Below are 15,834 nucleotides of genomic sequence, written 5' to 3' on the forward strand. Positions count from 1 at the left end.
GTTGCTCAACTGCCCCGCGAGAGCAGCAGCACCGGTGGCGGGCGCCAAAGCGGGGATCGGGCTGCCATCGAGGTTACGGCCCGGGTTGAGCAAGCGGGCGCGCTTCACCAACCGTTCAGCAGCAGCCTTGGGAATATCGGCGAGATGTTCCAACAACCGAGCGACAGAGCGATACCCGAACAGCTCCATCACCCCGCGCTGCTCGATCTCCACCAGCAACGCCCCAAGCCCCGCCTCAGCAGACCGCATGCACGCGACGAACTCCCCGACGCGGTCGGCAAAAGCCACCGCCTCGGAGGAACACACAGTCGCGTCGCTGGTCATACCTCCAAGCTACCGACCATCGAACACGAGTTCATCACTCGACCGGGTATGTCCACATGCGACTGTCCGCACCCCGGAACAGCGCCTCACTCCCCCAGCCGCCCCCGCAAATGGGCCCGCTCGGGCTCGGTTCCGGCCAGCGACAACGCCTCCCGGTACGCCGCAGCCGCCTCCTCGTGCCGCCCGAGCCGGCTGAGCAAGTCACCCCGAGCCGCCGCGAACGGGCTGTACCCGCGCAACTTCGGCTCCCCCGCCAAGCCGTCCAGCAACGCCAGCCCTGCCGCCGGTCCGTCGCGCATCGCCACCGCCACCGCGCGGTTCAGCTCCACCACCGGTGACGGCGCCAGCCCCAGCAGCACGTCGTAGAGCGCCACGATCTGCGGCCAGTCCGTGCCCGCCACGTCCGCCGCCTCGTCGTGCAGGGCCGCGATCGCCGCCTGGACTCCGTACCAGCCCGGGGGTCCGCCGGTCAGGGCCACCGTCACCAGCTTCGTCCCCTCGGAGATCAGCGCCTGGTCCCAGCGGCCGCGGTCCTGGTCGTCCAGCAGCACCAGGTCGCCGGCCGGGCCGGTGCGGGCGTCGCGGCGGGCGTGCACCAGCAGCAGCAAGGCCAGCAGGCCCGCGACCTCCCGCTCCCCCGGCAGCAACCGCCGGAGGATGCGAGCCAGGCGGATGGCCTCCTCCGCCAGGTCGAGCCGCTGCAGGTCCGGGCCCGAACTGGCCGCGTACCCCTCGGTGAAGATCGAGTAGACGACCTGCAGCACACCCGGCAGCCGCCCGGGCAGCTCGTCCGCGTCCGGCACGCGGAAGGGGATCCGGAGCGTGCGGATCCGGTTCTTCGCCCGCACGATCCGCTTGCCCATTGTCGCGCTCGGGACCAGGAACGCCCGCGCCACCTCCGGCGTCGTCAGCCCGGCGAGGCAGCGCAACGTCAGCGCCGTGCGGTCCTCGGCCGGCAGCGCCGGGTGGGCGCACGTGAAGAACAGCTGCAACCGCTCGTCCGGCAGGTCGCCGTCCGACAGGGGCGGGGCGGGCGCCGCGCGGTCGGCCTCGACCTGCAGCACCGCGAGCCGGGCCGCGTAGGCCTGGTCGCGGCGGAGCCGGTCGACGGCCTTGCGCCGGGCCGTCGTCATCAGCCAGGCGCCCGGCTTCGGCGGCACGCCCTCGGCCGGCCAGTGCACCAGCGCCGCCTCGATCGCCTCCGACGTCACCTCCTCGGCGAGGTCGAGGTCGCCGAACCGGCGGACGAGCGCGGCGAGCAGCAGCCCGCGCTCCTCCCGGAACACCGCCTCGACCGAGGCGTCCACCCGCCCCGCCACCCCGTCAGCCTTCGTAGCCGGCGAGCGGCCGCACCACGATCGATCCGCCGTCGCGGGCCCCCGGGCAGCGGGCCGCCCAGTCGAGCGCGACGTCGAGGTCCGGCACGTCGACGACGAAGTAGCCGCCGAGCACCTCCCGGGATTCGGCGAACGGGCCGTCGGTGACGAGCCGCTCGCCGCGCTCGTCGACCCGGACCGAGGCGGCCGTGGTGAAGTCGGCGACCGAGTCGCCGCCGACGTACACCCCGGCTTCCTTGAGGGACTTGTCGAACAGCATCCAGTCCTCGGGCGTGCTGCAGCCGGTGGGCGCGCCGTCGGCGTCGAGAGCGGCGTTGATCAGCATCAGGTACTTCATGGTTCCTCCTGGCTCGGTTGCCGTACGCCAGCACTACGAACGACGGCCGGCCCGTTGGACAGGCTCGGGGCGGAAATCAGCGGAAGGCGCCCGCGTGCGCCTCGGCCCACTCGCCGAACGTCCGCGCCGGGCGCCCGGTCACCTCCGGCACCGTCGGGTGCACGGTCGCCTCGTCCAGGGTCCCGTCGACGTAGAAGTTCCAGAACGCGTCGACGTACTCACGCGGCATGCCCGCCTCGAGCTCCGCCCGCGTCTCGTCGTTCGACAGTCCCACGAACCGCAGATCGCGCCCCAGCACCGAACCCAGCACCGAAACCTGCTCCACCGGCCGCATCGCCACCGGCCCGGTCAGCTCGTGCACCAGCCCTTCGTGCCCACCGGCCAGCGCGAGCGCCCCCACCGCCGCGATGTCGGCCGGGTCGATGCAGGCCACCGGGACGTCCGGGAACTGGACGCGGACCGTGTCGCCCGCGCGCAGCTGCGGCAGCCAGCGCAGGGCGTTCGACATGAACGCGCGCGGCCTCAGGAACGTCCAGTCCAGGCCCGATTCCCGCAGCGCGCGCTCGGACAGCGTCATGTACCGGGAGACGGCGTTGTCCAGGTCCTCCAGCGCCGCCGAGCCCCCGGACAACAGCACGACCCGCCGTACCCCGGCCTCCCGCAGCAGGCCGGACACGTCCTCGTAGCCGGACAGCAGGAAAACGCCCTCGACACCCTTCAAGGCGTCGGTGAGGCTTTCGGGCGAGTTGAGATCGCCCACCGCGGCCTCGACCCCGTCCGGCAGCCGGACGTCCGGACGGCGCACCAGCGCCCGGACCGGGGCGCCCGCCGCCGCGAGTGCCGAAACCACTTCCGCGCCGACATTGCCGGTGGCGCCGGTGACCAGGAACATCGTTCGAACCCCCAGGAGAACAGTCCCGGTCAGCCTAGCGCCACCGGACGACGTCAGTCCTGCGTCGGCAGCTCGTCGAACTCCACGACCTGGCGGATCTCCACCTCGATCTCCTGGTCGAACAGCTCGACGTACCGCTTGGCGAACTCGACGGCCTCCGCCCGGTCCGCCGCGTTGATCAGCGCGAACCCGCCGATGACCTCCTTGGCCTCGGCGAACGGCCCGTCGGTCACGCGGATCGCGGCGCCGCGCGCCTTGCGGACCAGCGAGCCCTTCTCCGTCGGGTGGACGCCCTCCGCGGTGATCAGGATGCCCTTCTCCGCCGCCTCCTGGATGAACCCGCCCATCTTCGCGATGAACTCCTGGCTCGGGTTCCACGACCGGGGGTCGTGCTCGTCGACCCGGTGCATCATGAGAAACCGCATGGTCTGCTCCCTCTGTTCGTCGGCCGGGGTCCGGTGCGTTCTCCCGGACGCGGTGACCGGCCTTCACCCCCGCGTCGAACGCACCGGTCCGGTGTTCGACATTTCCCCGGGGCGATTTTCGGGCAGAGTACCTGTGACCTGCATCACCACGGAGAGGGTGTTCGATGTCCGTCCTGCTCGCGATCGGAACGCGCAAGGGTCTGTGGCTGGCCACCAGCACGGATGACCGGGTCACCTGGGAAGTGACCGGCCCGCACCACCCGATGACCGAGGTGTACGCGGTCGGCATCGACACGCGCCGAGCCACCCCGCGGCTGCTGGCCGGGGTCACCAGCGAGCACTACGGGCCGAGCGTGGCCACCAGCGACGACCTGGGCGCGACCTGGGCCGAACCCGACCACGCCCCGATCGCGTTCCCGGCCGACACCGGCGAGTCACTGGCGAGGGCCTGGCAGCTCGTGCCGGGCCCGGCGAGCGAGCCGGACGTCGTCTACGCCGGCACCGAGCCGTCCGCCCTGTTCCGCTCCACCGACGGCGGCCGCACCTACGAGTTCGTCCGCGGCCTGTGGGACCACCCGCACCGCGAACACTGGACGCCCGGGGGCGGTGGCAAGGCCATCCACACCGTGCTCCCGCACCCCACCGACCCCCGGCGCGTCACCGTGGCCATGTCCACCGGCGGCGTCTACCGCACCGAGGACGGCGGCGAGTCCTGGGAGGCCAGCAACACCGGCATCAAGGCGGTCCACGTGCCCGACCCGTACCCCGAATACGGCCACTGCGTGCACAAGGTCGCCCGGCACCCCGCGGAGCCGGACAGGCTGTTCGCGCAGGTGCACCACGGCGTCTACCGCAGCGACGACGCGGGCGCGACCTGGCAGTCGATCGCCGACGGCCTGCCCAGCGACTTCGGCTTCCCGATGGTCGTCCACCCGAACCGGCCCGAGGTGATCTACACCTTCCCGCTGGCCGCCGACGCGATGCGGTTCCCGCCGGAGGGCCACTGCCGCGTGTACCGCAGCGAGGACGCCGGGAAGTCGTGGGAGGCGCTGGGCCCCGGCCTGCCGGACGGGTACTGGGCCGGCGTCATGCGGGACGCGATGTGCACCGACGACGCCGACCCGGCCGGGGTGTACTTCGGCTCGCGGACCGGCGACGTCTACGCCAGCCGCGACGACGGCGACAGCTGGCAGCTCGTCGCGGCGCACCTGCCCGACGTGCTGAGCGTCCGCGCCGCGAGGGTGTGACCGTGCGGATCACCGTGCTGCTGCCCGGGACGCTGCGGGAGAAAGCCGGCGGCGAAGCCCGGCTGGACGTCGAGGTCGCCGAGCCGGCCACGCTGGGTGCCCTGCTCGACGCGCTCGCCGAGCGGTACCCGGCGCTGGAACGGCGGTTGCGCGACGAGCAGGCGGGGCTGCGCCGGTACGTCAACTTCTACGTCGACGGCGAGGAGTGCCGCCGCCGCGACGGCCCCGCGACGGTGCTGCGCGAGGACGCCGAGGTGCAGATCATCCCGTCGGTCGCGGGAGGCTGAGCTCGTCGAACAGCGCCGCCGCCCGGTCGGCCGTCGCGGCCGCCCGGCGTCCGGTGCTGAGCAGCGCCAGGACCAGGACGCCGGCCCCGAGCCCGGCGACCAGCCACCACACGCCGTGGCCCAGGCTCGAGAGCGCGACCCCCAGGGTGGTGCCGGTCTGCCGTCCGGCGGAGGCCAGCGACGCGGCCACCCCGGCCATCGACGCCGGCATCCCCGAGACGGCGGTGTTGGTGATCGGCGGGTTCACCGTGCCGAGGAACACGCCGAACAGCAGGAAGGTGGCGAGCACGACGGGCAGCGGCGTCGCCGGGCCGAGGAACGCCGAGGCGGCGCCGCCCGCGGCGAGCGCGGCACCGGCGACGACCAGCGGCCCGCGCGGCCCGCGCGTGCCGACGAACCGCCCGGTCCGCGGCGACAGCAGCAGCACGAGCACGCCGACCGGGAGCAGGCACAGGCCCGCCGTCAGCGGGGTCATGCCCCGGACGTCCTGGAGGTACTGCGTCGTCACGAAGAGGAAGGCGCCGAACCCGCAGAGCGCGAACAGCGCCATGACGATCGCCGCGCTGAAGGACACGCTGCGGAACAGGCGCAGTTCGAGCAACGGGTCGGCGCGGCGCGGCTCGTAGGCCACGATGCCCAGCACGCCGAGCCCGGCGAGGGCGAGCAGGCCGAGGATCCACGGTGACGTCCAGCCCAGCCGGTGCGACTCGATGAGGGCGGCGACGACGCTGCCGAGCACCAGCAGCACGAGCACCTGCCCCACCGGGTCGAAGCGGCGGGCCCGCGGCGCCCGCGACTCGGGCACGAACAGCGTCGTGGCGACGAGCGCGGCGACGATGACCGGGACGTTCACCCAGAAGACGGCCCGCCAGCCGAAGCCGTCGACGAGCACGCCGCCGAGGATCGGCCCGAGCGCCAGGGCCAGGCCGGACATCGAGCCGAACACGCCGATGGCGCGGGCGCGCTCGGCCGGCGCGGGGAAGGTGGTGGCGACGATGGCCATCGCGACCGGGTTCAGCATGGTGCCGCCGACGGCCTGCAGCGCCCGGGCGGCGATCAGCCAGCCGATGCCCGGCGCCAGGCTGCACAGCAGCGAGCCGAGGCCGAACAGCGCGAGCCCGCACCGGAAGACCCGCTTGCGGCCGAACCGGTCGGCGGCGGACCCGGCGAGCACCAGGAAGGCGGCCAGCACCAGCGTGTAGGCGTCGACGGTCCACTGCAGGCCGGAGACGGAAGCGCCCAGGTCACGGCGGATCGCGGGCAGGGCGACGGTGACGATCGAGATGTCCATCACCACGACGACGATGCTGGCGCAGCAGATCGCGAGCACGAGGCCGGGACGGTTGGTTGTCATGCTTTCGACGCTAGGATTTAGAGCGTGCTCGAAGTCAACCCGATCCCCGCGGAGGGGCTGACCATCGCGGACGCGGCCCGCCGCACCGGGGTCAGCGCGCACACGCTGCGCTACTACGAACGCGCGGGCCTGGTGGTGACCCGCGTCGACCGCACCAGCGGCGGACGGCGGCGCTACCGGCAGCTGGACCTCGACTGGATCAAGATCTGCACCAAGCTCCGCGCGACGGGCATGCCGATCAAGACGATCCGTCGCTACGCGGACCTGGTCGCCGCCGGCCGCGGCAACGAGGCGGAACGCCTGGCGCTGCTGGAAGAGCACCGCGCCGACGTGCTGGCGAGGCTGGCGGAGCTGGAGGAGAACCTGAAGCTGATCGACCGGAAGATCGGGGTCTACCGGGGCCGGCTCGAGGCCGGCGACGCGGACGGGCTGTGGGCGCCGGCCGAGCCGCACTGACCCCGGCCGCGGCTACCATTCGGCGGCCCCCACCGCTCCCGGCAGGAGATCCATGACGCAGCCAGCGCTCGCCGACGCACCCGGACCGGACGTCACCGCGCCGATCCCGCGGGTCGCCTCCCCGGCCGGGCGCGCGACCCGGCGGCTGCCGGACCTCGCGTGGTGGCTCTTCGCCGCCCTGCCCGCCGGGCTGGCGCTGCTGGCCGCCGTGCGGGCGCCGCGGATGGCCGTGCTGCTCGACTACTGGCACGTCTTCGCCAAGATCACCGACGACGGCGGCCACCTCCTGCTCGGGCAGGTCTTCACCTACCACCTCGACCAGCCGTTCGTCGTGCCGTCGCTGCTCTTCTACGCCGACGCGGCGTGGTTCGGCGGCGACAACCGCGTCCTGACCGTCCTGACGGTCGTCCTGCTCGGGGTCGCCGTGCTGGCACTGCGCACGATGCTGCCCGAACACCCCGCCCGCGGCCCGCTGACGGCCGCCGTCTCGTGGCTGCTGTTCTCCTCCCACGCCACCGAACTCTGGGAGCAGGGCACCAACGGCATCAGCTGGGTCCCCGCGGTGACGGCGTGCACGATCGCCGTCGCCTGCGCTCACCGCGGCCGCCTGGCCGGCGCGTCCGCGGCCGCCGTCGTGGGGTGCCTCTGCTTCGGCGCCGCCCTGCCGATCTGGTTCGTGCTCGCCTGCGTGGCCTGGCTGCGCCGGGAATCCCGGCTGCGGGTCGCGCTGCCGGCCGCGGCCGGTGTGGTGGTCCTCGGCGCGTGGTGGCTCACCAAGCCCGCCGGGTCGCAGTCGGGCGCTTCGGCGGCCTTCGACCCAGACGGACGCCTCTCCGTCGTCGCCGCCGCCGTCGGCGGGCTGTGGTCGGTCGACGTCGCCGTCGTCGCGGTGATCGGCGGCGGGCTCACGATCGCCGGGCTCGGCCTGCTGCTGCGCCGGACGGTCACCACCCGGCCGTCGGCCGACGCGGGCTGGGCCGGGCTGGCGCTCTACGCCTTCGCGCTGGCGTCGATGCTCGCACTCGGCCGCACGACGGCGAACGTGCCCGGTGGCAACGTCGGGCTCATCAGCCGGTACGTCCTGGTCGCGGCGCTGGCGACGAGCGCGCTGACGGTGCTGGCCGTCCTGCACCGTCCACAGTGGCCACACCGGTACGTCGTCGCGGCCGTCGTCACCCTGGCGCTGGTGACGCACGCGATCGGCGGTGGCAAGGCCGACCAGGTCCGCCGCAGCTACGCCCCGCTCAGCCTGTCCGCGATCGCGCTGCGCGTCGACGCGCCCGCGGCGCTGGAGGCCCTGCACATCCAGCGCGCCGCCGGTCCCGCCGCCCGCGCGCTGCAGGCGTACCCGTTCAGCAGCGCGTTCACCTTGGGCTGCCACGGTCCCGAGCTCGGCAGCCACGTCGACCTCGGCACGGCCCGGCCGGTGCGCGGAGCACTCGACGCCCCGGCCACCGACCCCGGCGCGATCGTCACCGGCTGGGTGACCCTCGACGGCGGCCGGCCGGACTGCATCCTCGTCACCGACCCGGCCGGCACGGTGACCGGCGGCGGCATTGCGGGCCTGCCGCTCACCGCCGGCCAGGCCGCGGCACCGGGCGCGACGGCCTGGCAGGCGACGGCGGGCCCGACGACCGGGCCGCTGACCGTGCTGGCCGTCCGCGACGGGCACCTGTACCGGATCGGCTGACGCCTACCCCAGGCCGCTGTAGGCCGCGGCGACCATGGTCATGCCGCGGCCGTCGCCGACGACGGCGTCGAGCATCTGATTCATCGCGTAGGCGACGGTGAGGCCGGCGTCGAGGTCGTTGAACACGAGGGAACCGCCCATGCCGCCCCAGAAGCACGTGCGGCCGCTGATGCCGTAGCCCAGGCCGTACCGCATCGGGACGCCCAGGCCGTGGTCGAGGCCGTGGTACTGCTCCTCCAGGGCCCGCTCGCACCCGGCCCGCGACAGCAACCCCGCGCCGCCGGACGTGAGGACCGACTGGACGGCCGCCACCGACCGGGCGTTGCCGTAGCCGGCGCCCGACGGGATCTCCGCGCGCCGCCACGCCGCGGTGTTCGTGTCCTCGGGCACGAACACCGGGTTCGGGGCGGCGTCGAAGAGCTCGGTGGGCGGCGGCACGGTCAGCCCGCCGGGCGGCGCGAGGGACGGCGCGACGCGGTCGTGAAGGCGGTCGGGCAGTCCGATGTGGAAATCGGCGCCCAGCGGCCCGGCGACTTCCGCCGCGAAGAACGCCCCGATGGTCCGGCCGGTGATCCGGCGGACGACCTCACCGAGCAGAAACCCTTGCGTGAGCGCGTGGTAGCAGCCGATTTCCCCGGGCGTCCACCGCGGTTCCTGCGCGGCGAGCAGCGCGGTGACCTTGGGCGAGTCGGCCAGATCGTCGAAGGTGATCGGCGTGTCCCAGACCGGAAGTCCCGCGGTGTGCGACAGGACGTGCCGCACTCGCACGTCCGCGGCGCCGAACTCGGGCCAGTACCGGACGAGCGGCGCGTCGAGGTCGAGGTCGCCCCGATCGGCGAGGACCAAAGCGCACAGGGCGAGCATCGTCTTGGTGCTGGAAAAGACGTTGGTGATCGTGTTTTCTTCCCAGGCCACGGTTTTCGCCGCGTCGGCGTACCCGCCCCACAGATCGGCCACGCACTCGCCGTCGACGACGACCGCGACCGAAGCGCCGACGTCATCCTTGGCCAACGACGCCGCGAGCGCGTCGCGCACTTCTCCGAACCGCTTGTCGCACCTTCCGTGCACCATGGGAGCCGACTGAACTCCGTCCACCCCCGTTTGCGCCACCAAATTACCGGGACGGGAATTTCCCACGGAATTTCCTTTATCAACTTGTAGTGCGCCGCCGGAGCGCGCCGGTGCCACGATGAATGCTCCGGATGGAGGCGCCGATGGCGACCGAAGTGGCGACGTTCTGCCCGCTGTGCGTGTCCCGGTGCGGGGCCACCGCGACCGTCGAGGACGGGCGCCTGCTGGCCCTGCGCCCGCTGCCCGGCCACCCCACCGGGCAGGCCCTCTGCGTCAAGGGCAAGGCCGCGCCGGAGATTGTCGCGCACCCCGGCCGGCTGCTGCACCCGCTGCGGCGGACCGCTCCGAAGGGCGCGGCCGACCCCGGCTGGGAGCGCATCGGCTGGGACGAGGCGCTGGCCACCGTCGCGGCCCGGCTGACGGCGATCGCCGCCGAGTCCGGGCCGGAGGCGGTCGTGTTCGGCAGCGCCTCGCCGTCGACGTCGGCCATGTCCGACTCGGTCGACTGGCTGACGCGGCTGCGGCGGGCCTTCGGCAGCCCGAACCTCGTCAGCTACATGGAGCTGTGCGGCTGGGGCCGCTACCTGGCCACCACCTACACCTGGGGCGAGCCGGTGCCCGGCGCCTACCTGCCCGACCTCGAGCACGCCGGCTGCATCCTCTACTGGGGCTACAACCCGTCGGTGTCCCGGCTCGCGCACGCCACCGCGACCACGGCCGCGCTGCGGCGGGGCGCGAAGCTCGTCGTGGTGGATCCGCGCCGGGCCGGTCTGGCGAGCAAGGCCGACCACTGGCTGCGGGTCCGGCCCGGCACGGACGCCGCGCTGGCGCTGGCGATCACGCACGAAATGATCGAAAACGGCTGGTACGACCGAGATTTCGTGGACCGGTGGACCAATGCGTCGTGGGCGGTCCGCACCGACACCGGCGAGCTGCTGTCGCCCGGCGCACCGGTGCCCGACGGGGTGGCGACGCGCCGGGTCTGGGACCTCATCGCCGAAGAGTGCGCCCGGTTCGCCCCGGGCGTCGCCGAGCGGATCACCGGCGTGCCCGCGGACCGGATCACCGCCGTGGCCCGGCTGCTGTGGGAGGCGCGGCCGGTGGCGTTCTACACCTGGAGCGGGCTCGAGCAGCACAGCAACGCGACGCAGACCGTGCGGGCCATCAGCCAGCTGTACGCGCTCACCGGCTGCCTCGACGTGCCGGGCGGGAACGTCCTGTTCACCCCCGTCCGGGCGAACCCGGTCGACGGGGCGGCGCTGCTGCCGCCCGGGCAGCGGGCCAAGGCCATCGGCGCCGCCGAGCGGCCGCTCGGCCCGGCGCGGTTCGAGTTCGTCACCGGAGAGGACTTCTACCGGGCGGCACTCGACGGCGTCCCGTACCGGGCCAGGGCGCTGGTCAACTTCGGCGCCAACCTGGTGCTGGCGCACGGCGACAGCGCGCGCGGCCGGGACGCGCTCGGCGCGCTGGACTTCTTCGTGCACACGGACCTGTTCCTGAACCCGACCGCCGAGCAGGCCGACATCGTGCTGCCCGCGACGAGCCCGTGGGAGGCCGAGGCGTTGCGGATCGGCTTCGAGACCGGCCAGGACGCGCAAGCCACCGTCCAGCTGCGGCGTCCCCTGGTCGCCCCGCGCGGCGAAGCCCGCCCGGACCTGCGGATCATCTTCGACCTCGCGCTCGCGCTCGGGCTGGGTGCGCACTTCTTCGACGGCGACATCGAGGCGGCCTGGCGCCACCAGCTCGCGCCCGCCGGGCTCACCCTCGAGCAGCTGCGGGCCGCGCCGGAGGGCATCCGCCTGCCGCTGCGGACGGTCCACCGCAAGTACGAACGGCACGGCTTCCGGACGCCGTCCGGCGTGGTCGAGCTGTACTCCGAGGCACTGCTCAGGGCGGGATACCCTCCGCTGCCCAGCTACGACGAGCCGTCGCTCAGCCCGCTTTCCCGGCCGGACCTCGCGGCCCGCTACCCGCTGATCCTCACCTGCGCCAAGTCGCTGTTCTTCTGCGAGACCCAGCACCGCGCGATCACGAGCCTGCGCAAGTCCGCCCCCGATCCGCAGGTCGAGCTGCACCCCGACGCAGCGGCGGCGCGCGGCATCACCGCCGGCGACTGGGTGCGGCTGGAGACACCCCGGGGCAGCGTCCGCGCACGGGCGAAGTTCAACGTCAACCTCGACCCGGGCGTGGTGTGCGGCCAGCACGGCTGGTGGCAACCGGCGGCCGGGCTCGGCGAGCCGGGCTACCCGGTCGCGGGCGAGGGCAGCGCCAACCTCAACCTCGTGCTGGGCCAGGGTCCGAGCGACCCGGTCAGCGGCAGTTCACCCCTGCGCGCGTCGCTGTGTGAAATCACACGGGAAGCTCCGAGTCTCCGGGCGGCCGATGATCGTCCGGGACGGCGTCGTCTACCGTAAGGGCGGAACGGGGCCGGGTCGCTACCGGCCGTGGTCGTCCGACGGACATCGATGGCAAGGCGGCTGGTGAAGGAACGCGAGTTGCGGCGCCGCTGCAGGCGGCTGCTGAACGAACTGGGTATCCGGCCACCCCTCGACGTCCTCGAGCTGTGCCGCAGCGTCGGCGACCAGCGCGGCCGCCCGATCCGGCTGATCCCGCACCGGATCCCGGTGCCGGGGCCGTTCGGCGCCTGGATCGCCACCGCGCAGGCCGACTACATCGTCTACCAGCAGGACACGAGCAAGGCCCACCAGCGCCACATCATCCTGCACGAACTGGGACACATGCTGGCCGGGCACGGCGCCACCGCGGAGAACCCCGACCTGGTGGACCGGCTGGCGCCCGGCCTGGAACCGGAGGCGGTCCCGCGCGCCCTGCTGCGCACCTCCTACGACACCGACCACGAACGGGAGGCCGAGACGGTGGCGACGATCATCCTGGAGTGGGCGTCGGTCCTCGACCGGGTCGCCCCGCCGTCGTCCGACGAAGGTGCCGCGCGGCGGATCGACGCCGCACTGGACGAACGGCTGGGCTGGCTGTGAACAGCAAGATCACGCTCATCGTGGTCCAGGGGGTGATCCTGTTCCCCGCGCTGCTGTGGAAGAGCTACCAGCTCTCCCGCGCCCCGCGCGACGTGGCGCGCTGGATGGTCACCGCCTGCCTGGCCTGCTTCGCGGCCGCCTACCCGCTGGGCCTGCTGGCGGGCGACGTCAACCAGCCGTACCCCGGGCGGATCGTTCCGCTGCTGTTCCAGCACATCTTCCTCTGCGGGCTGGTCTTCTCCCTGGCGTGCTTCTTCCTGTTCTCGGCCCTGCCTGCCGACCGGGCCCGACGGCGGGCCCGGCTCGAAGCGGTCCCGCTGGGCGCGGCGATCCTGGTGATGGCGGCCGTCACGGTGCTCATGCCCGACGTCCCGCCGGCGCAGTACCCCCGCGCCGGGGTCTCGGTGTTCTACCTCGCGGCCGACCTGTACCTCACCTACGGCATCGCGAGTGCCTGCTTCTTCGCGCGCCGCTACGCACGCGGGGCGGCGCCCCGGCTGGCCCGCGGGCTGACGGTGGCGTCGCTGGGGTTCGCGTTCGGAGCGGTGGGCGGGGCGACCCTGATCGCGGTGGTGCTGGTGCACTGGGCGGGCGCGGCGATCCCCTCGCTGCTGGTGCAGGCGACGGTGTTCCTGGTGTTCCCGAGCGCGATCCTGCTCGTGGTCGGCCTGTCCTACCCCGGCGTCGCCACCCGCCTGGCGGCGGCCCGCGTGTGGTGGCAGCACCTGCGCACGTACCACCGTCTCCGTCCACTGTGGACGACGCTGCACGAGGCCTTCCCGGAGGACGCGCTGAGCCGCACCCCGCCGGGCCGGTGGGACGCGCTGAGCTTGCTGGGCGTCCACCGCCGGTACTACCGGCGGGTGATCGAATGCCGCGACGGGCTGGTCCGGATCAGCCCGTACGTCGCCCGCCTCGAAGGTCCCCTGCCGGATCGGCTGACGGAGGCGCTGCGCGTGCACGCCCGCCGCGAGCCGGTCCCCGAGGAACCGACGCCGATCGCGGTCCCGGAGAGCGGCAGCCTCGACGACGACGCCCGCGAGCTGGTCGCGTTGTCCGAATCCCTGGCGGGCTGACCGGTCAGCCGCAGGGCACGGAGAGCTGGACGCCGTTGGCGGTGTAGGTGTTGATCGCCGTACCGTTGCACGGGTACTGCACCACGCCCTTGCCGCTCGCCACCACCTGCGCGGTCCCGTCGACCACCCGTGAAATCGAGACGGGCAACGGGATGATGGGTCCGAGCGGGAAGTAGGAGTACTGGTTGACCGCGGTCAGCGTGGTCCCGTTGAAGGTGAAGCTCTGGATCGGGCCACTGACGGCCTGCGCGGGAGCAGCTCCGGCACTGGTCAGCGCAAGGACTCCGACGGCGATCACGGCGTACCGAGACATCCGATGCGTCATGGCTACCGTTCTAACACCGCGAACGGGCACTGTCTGCCACCATTTACGCACGCTCGGCGGCCGTTCGGCGGCGTCCGGGTGGCGCAGCGCTCCTTATTCCAGCGGGACGAAATCACCGCCCTTCCGCGCCTTCGCCAGGTCGGCGTGCGTGGAAGCGCTGGTCGTGGCGCGGCCCTGTACCACGCGGACATGGGAACCGTTCAGCGGAAAGACGAGTACGAATTTCGTCCCGTCGTTCCCGCGCAGCACGACGCCTTTCCTCAGGTCGTCGAGGAATTCGATGATGTCCCGTTCGATTTCCTCGGCGAACTCGCGCTGGTCGTCCCGCGACAGGTCGTACAGGTCGGTGTCGATGTCGTAGGTGGCGCACTTGCCGGTCACCGGGTCGCGCGCCTCGAACTCCAGGCCGAGCCAGCGCTGCGGCTCCACCGTCACGACGGCCTGCCAGGTCGATCCGTTCAGCCGCCACCTCGACAAGGCGTCGACCTCGTCGGTGACCACCACCGTCCAGGCGGTGGTCGCCCGCAATTCGCCGAGGAATTCGAGGAGCCGGTGCCCAGCTCCGGAAGTCACGGGCTAACTCAGCGGTCGAGCCAAGGAGCGAGCAGCTTCTCCAGATCAGCGTCCGAAAGAGCCCGCGGCCCACCATGAAACTCATGCCACCGCGCAGCATCACAAGCCGCCGTGTACTCGACCTCGAACGCCCGCATCAGGACGTACATGAACGTCACCGAGCTGAACCGCTCACCCAGCAGCGTCCGCGCCTCGCGGGCGACCTCGGTCGCGCCGGTGAAGTCGGACAGCTTCAACGATTCCGCAGCCGGGTCCAGCAGGCTGGGCGCATACATCACGACGATTTCTCCATAACCGAAACGAAAACTCAGCCTTCGGCAGCCAGCTGCCCACAGGCGGCGGCGATCTCCTGGCCGCGGGTGTCCCGCACCGTGCACGCTACTCCGCCGGCGTTCACCAGCCGCACGAACTCCCGCTCCACCGGCTTCGGCGACGCATCCCACTTCGAACCCGGCGTCGGGTTCAGCGGAATCACGTTCACGTGCACCAGCTGACCCAAGTGCTTACGCAGCCGCTTGGCCAGCAGCTCCGCCCGCCACGGCTGGTCGTTGATGTCCCGGATCAACGCGTACTCGATCGACACCCGCCGACCCGACGTGTCCGCGTAGTACCGGGCCGCTGACAGCACCTCGTCCACCGACCACCGGTTGTTCACCGGCACCAGCGTGTCGCGCAGCTCGTCGTCCGGCGTGTGCAGCGACACCGCCAACCGCACCTGCATCTTCTCGTCCGCCAGCTTCCGGATCGCCGGCGCCAAACCCACCGTCGACACCGTCACCGACCGCTGGCCGATCCCCAGACCACCCGGCGCGGGATCGGTGATCCGGCGCACCGCGGCCACCACGCGCTTGTAGTTGGCCAGCGGCTCGCCCATCCCCATGAAGACGATGTTCGACAGCCGGCCCGGGCCGCCCGGCATCGTGCCGTCGCGCATGACCGCCGCCGCCGAACGGACCTGGTCGACGATCTCCGCCGTCGACAGGTTGCGGTCGAGGCCGCCCTGGCCGGTCGCGCAGAACGGGCACGCCATGCCGCAGCCCGCCTGGCTCGAGATGCACAGGGTCGCGCGGTCCGGGTAACGCATCAGAACGCTCTCCAGGAGCGTGCCGTCGTGGGCGCGCCACAGCGTCTTGCGCGTCGCGCCGTCGTCCGCCGCCAGGGCGCGGACCTCGGTCAGCAGCGTCGGCATCAACGACTCGACCAGCCTGTCCCGCGAAGCCGCCGGGATGTCGGTCATCTCCGATGGGTCCACCGTCAGGCGGGAGAAGTAGTGGTTCGACAGCTGCTTCGCGCGGAACGGCTTCTCCCCCAGCTCGGCGACGGCGGCCGCGCGCTCGGACACCGAAAGATCGGCGAGGTGGCGCGGCGGCAGGCCGCGCTTGGGTGCGTCGAAGACGAGGGGAAGGGCAGTCATAACCGGACCAGTGTCCCACGCGCCCACCCG

Annotated in this window: 17 protein-coding genes and 1 pseudogene; 7 read left to right on the plus strand and 11 right to left on the minus strand. The window is 72.6% G+C overall.

Going from position 1 to position 15,834, the window contains the following annotated elements; translation table 11 throughout:
- From IE317_RS14505 to IE317_RS14525, 5 genes and pseudogenes are all read right to left on the minus strand, one after another.
- Window positions 1-324: pseudogene (locus tag IE317_RS14505) on the minus strand (HNH endonuclease); the annotation flags it as partial.
- An 86-nt stretch (window positions 325-410) separates the two neighbouring features.
- Window positions 411-1,643 (minus strand): RNA polymerase sigma factor, encoded by a 1,233-nt coding sequence (locus tag IE317_RS14510; protein ID WP_191310198.1) that lies wholly within the window; start codon window positions 1,641-1,643, stop codon window positions 411-413.
- Window positions 1,644-1,647: 4 nt separating this feature from the next.
- Window positions 1,648-1,998: a YciI family protein gene (locus tag IE317_RS14515; protein WP_191310200.1), complete on the minus strand. Its 351-nt coding sequence runs from the start codon at window positions 1,996-1,998 to the stop codon at window positions 1,648-1,650.
- 76 nt (window positions 1,999-2,074) lie between these two features.
- Window positions 2,075-2,890, minus strand: coding sequence for an NAD(P)H-binding protein (locus IE317_RS14520; protein WP_191310202.1), 816 nt, complete (start codon window positions 2,888-2,890; stop codon window positions 2,075-2,077).
- A gap of 53 nt (window positions 2,891-2,943) precedes the next feature.
- Complete coding sequence (locus tag IE317_RS14525; RefSeq protein ID WP_191310204.1) at window positions 2,944-3,315, minus strand: YciI family protein; 372 nt, start codon at window positions 3,313-3,315, stop codon at window positions 2,944-2,946.
- A 164-nt stretch (window positions 3,316-3,479) separates the two neighbouring features.
- Between IE317_RS14525 and IE317_RS14530 the strand changes: the two genes are divergently transcribed.
- Complete coding sequence (locus tag IE317_RS14530) at window positions 3,480-4,562, plus strand: WD40/YVTN/BNR-like repeat-containing protein (RefSeq protein WP_191310206.1); 1,083 nt, start codon at window positions 3,480-3,482, stop codon at window positions 4,560-4,562.
- Between the two features lie 2 nt (window positions 4,563-4,564).
- On the plus strand, window positions 4,565-4,849 hold the full coding sequence (locus IE317_RS14535) for a ubiquitin-like small modifier protein 1 (RefSeq protein WP_191310208.1): 285 nt from the start codon (window positions 4,565-4,567) through the stop codon (window positions 4,847-4,849).
- Here the strand turns inward: IE317_RS14535 and IE317_RS14540 are convergent.
- Window positions 4,824-6,203: an MFS transporter gene (locus IE317_RS14540; protein WP_191310210.1), complete on the minus strand. Its 1,380-nt coding sequence runs from the start codon at window positions 6,201-6,203 to the stop codon at window positions 4,824-4,826. The two genes, IE317_RS14535 and IE317_RS14540, sit on opposite strands and share 26 nt — an antisense overlap.
- A 24-nt stretch (window positions 6,204-6,227) precedes the next feature.
- On the opposite strand from IE317_RS14540, the gene IE317_RS14545 reads away from it, so the two are divergent.
- Window positions 6,228-6,659: a MerR family transcriptional regulator gene (locus IE317_RS14545; RefSeq protein WP_191310212.1), complete on the plus strand. Its 432-nt coding sequence runs from the start codon at window positions 6,228-6,230 to the stop codon at window positions 6,657-6,659.
- Between the two features lie 52 nt (window positions 6,660-6,711).
- Entirely contained in the window at window positions 6,712-8,349 is a 1,638-nt protein-coding gene (locus tag IE317_RS14550; protein WP_191310213.1) for a DUF2079 domain-containing protein, read from the plus strand.
- Between the two features lie 3 nt (window positions 8,350-8,352).
- Here IE317_RS14550 and IE317_RS14555 read toward each other — a convergent pair whose 3' ends face one another.
- On the minus strand, window positions 8,353-9,420 hold the full coding sequence (locus IE317_RS14555; RefSeq protein WP_191310215.1) for a serine hydrolase domain-containing protein: 1,068 nt from the start codon (window positions 9,418-9,420) through the stop codon (window positions 8,353-8,355).
- Between the two features lie 143 nt (window positions 9,421-9,563).
- Here IE317_RS14555 and IE317_RS14560 point away from each other — a divergent pair, with 143 nt between their 5' ends.
- From IE317_RS14560 to IE317_RS14570, 3 genes are all read left to right on the plus strand, one after another.
- Window positions 9,564-11,834 carry a molybdopterin-containing oxidoreductase family protein gene (locus IE317_RS14560; RefSeq protein WP_191310217.1) on the plus strand — a complete coding sequence of 757 codons (2,271 nt, stop codon included), beginning with the start codon at window positions 9,564-9,566 and terminating at the stop codon, window positions 11,832-11,834.
- A 66-nt stretch (window positions 11,835-11,900) separates the two neighbouring features.
- The gene (locus IE317_RS14565; protein WP_191310513.1) at window positions 11,901-12,416 is read left to right on the plus strand and encodes an ImmA/IrrE family metallo-endopeptidase; all 516 of its coding nucleotides are present in this window, start codon (window positions 11,901-11,903) and stop codon (window positions 12,414-12,416) included.
- The gene (locus IE317_RS14570; protein ID WP_191310218.1) at window positions 12,413-13,492 is read left to right on the plus strand and encodes an MAB_1171c family putative transporter; all 1,080 of its coding nucleotides are present in this window, start codon (window positions 12,413-12,415) and stop codon (window positions 13,490-13,492) included. The genes IE317_RS14565 and IE317_RS14570 overlap by 4 nt, the downstream gene beginning before the upstream one ends.
- 4 nt (window positions 13,493-13,496) lie before the next feature.
- Here the strand turns inward: IE317_RS14570 and IE317_RS14575 are convergent, their stop codons facing one another.
- From IE317_RS14575 to rlmN, 4 genes are all read right to left on the minus strand, one after another.
- On the minus strand, window positions 13,497-13,817 hold the full coding sequence (locus IE317_RS14575; RefSeq protein WP_191310221.1) for a hypothetical protein: 321 nt from the start codon (window positions 13,815-13,817) through the stop codon (window positions 13,497-13,499).
- A 93-nt stretch (window positions 13,818-13,910) separates the two neighbouring features.
- Complete coding sequence (locus IE317_RS14580) at window positions 13,911-14,390, minus strand: hypothetical protein (RefSeq protein ID WP_191310223.1); 480 nt, start codon at window positions 14,388-14,390, stop codon at window positions 13,911-13,913.
- Between the two features lie 8 nt (window positions 14,391-14,398).
- The gene (locus IE317_RS14585; protein WP_191310225.1) at window positions 14,399-14,665 is read right to left on the minus strand and encodes a hypothetical protein; all 267 of its coding nucleotides are present in this window, start codon (window positions 14,663-14,665) and stop codon (window positions 14,399-14,401) included.
- A gap of 32 nt (window positions 14,666-14,697) precedes the next feature.
- The gene (gene rlmN, locus IE317_RS14590; RefSeq protein WP_191310227.1) at window positions 14,698-15,804 is read right to left on the minus strand and encodes a 23S rRNA (adenine(2503)-C(2))-methyltransferase RlmN; all 1,107 of its coding nucleotides are present in this window, start codon (window positions 15,802-15,804) and stop codon (window positions 14,698-14,700) included.
- Window positions 15,805-15,834 lie beyond the last annotated feature (30 nt).

This window comes from Amycolatopsis bullii (assembly GCF_014654205.1).
GTDB lineage: Bacteria > Actinomycetota > Actinomycetes > Mycobacteriales > Pseudonocardiaceae > Amycolatopsis > Amycolatopsis plumensis.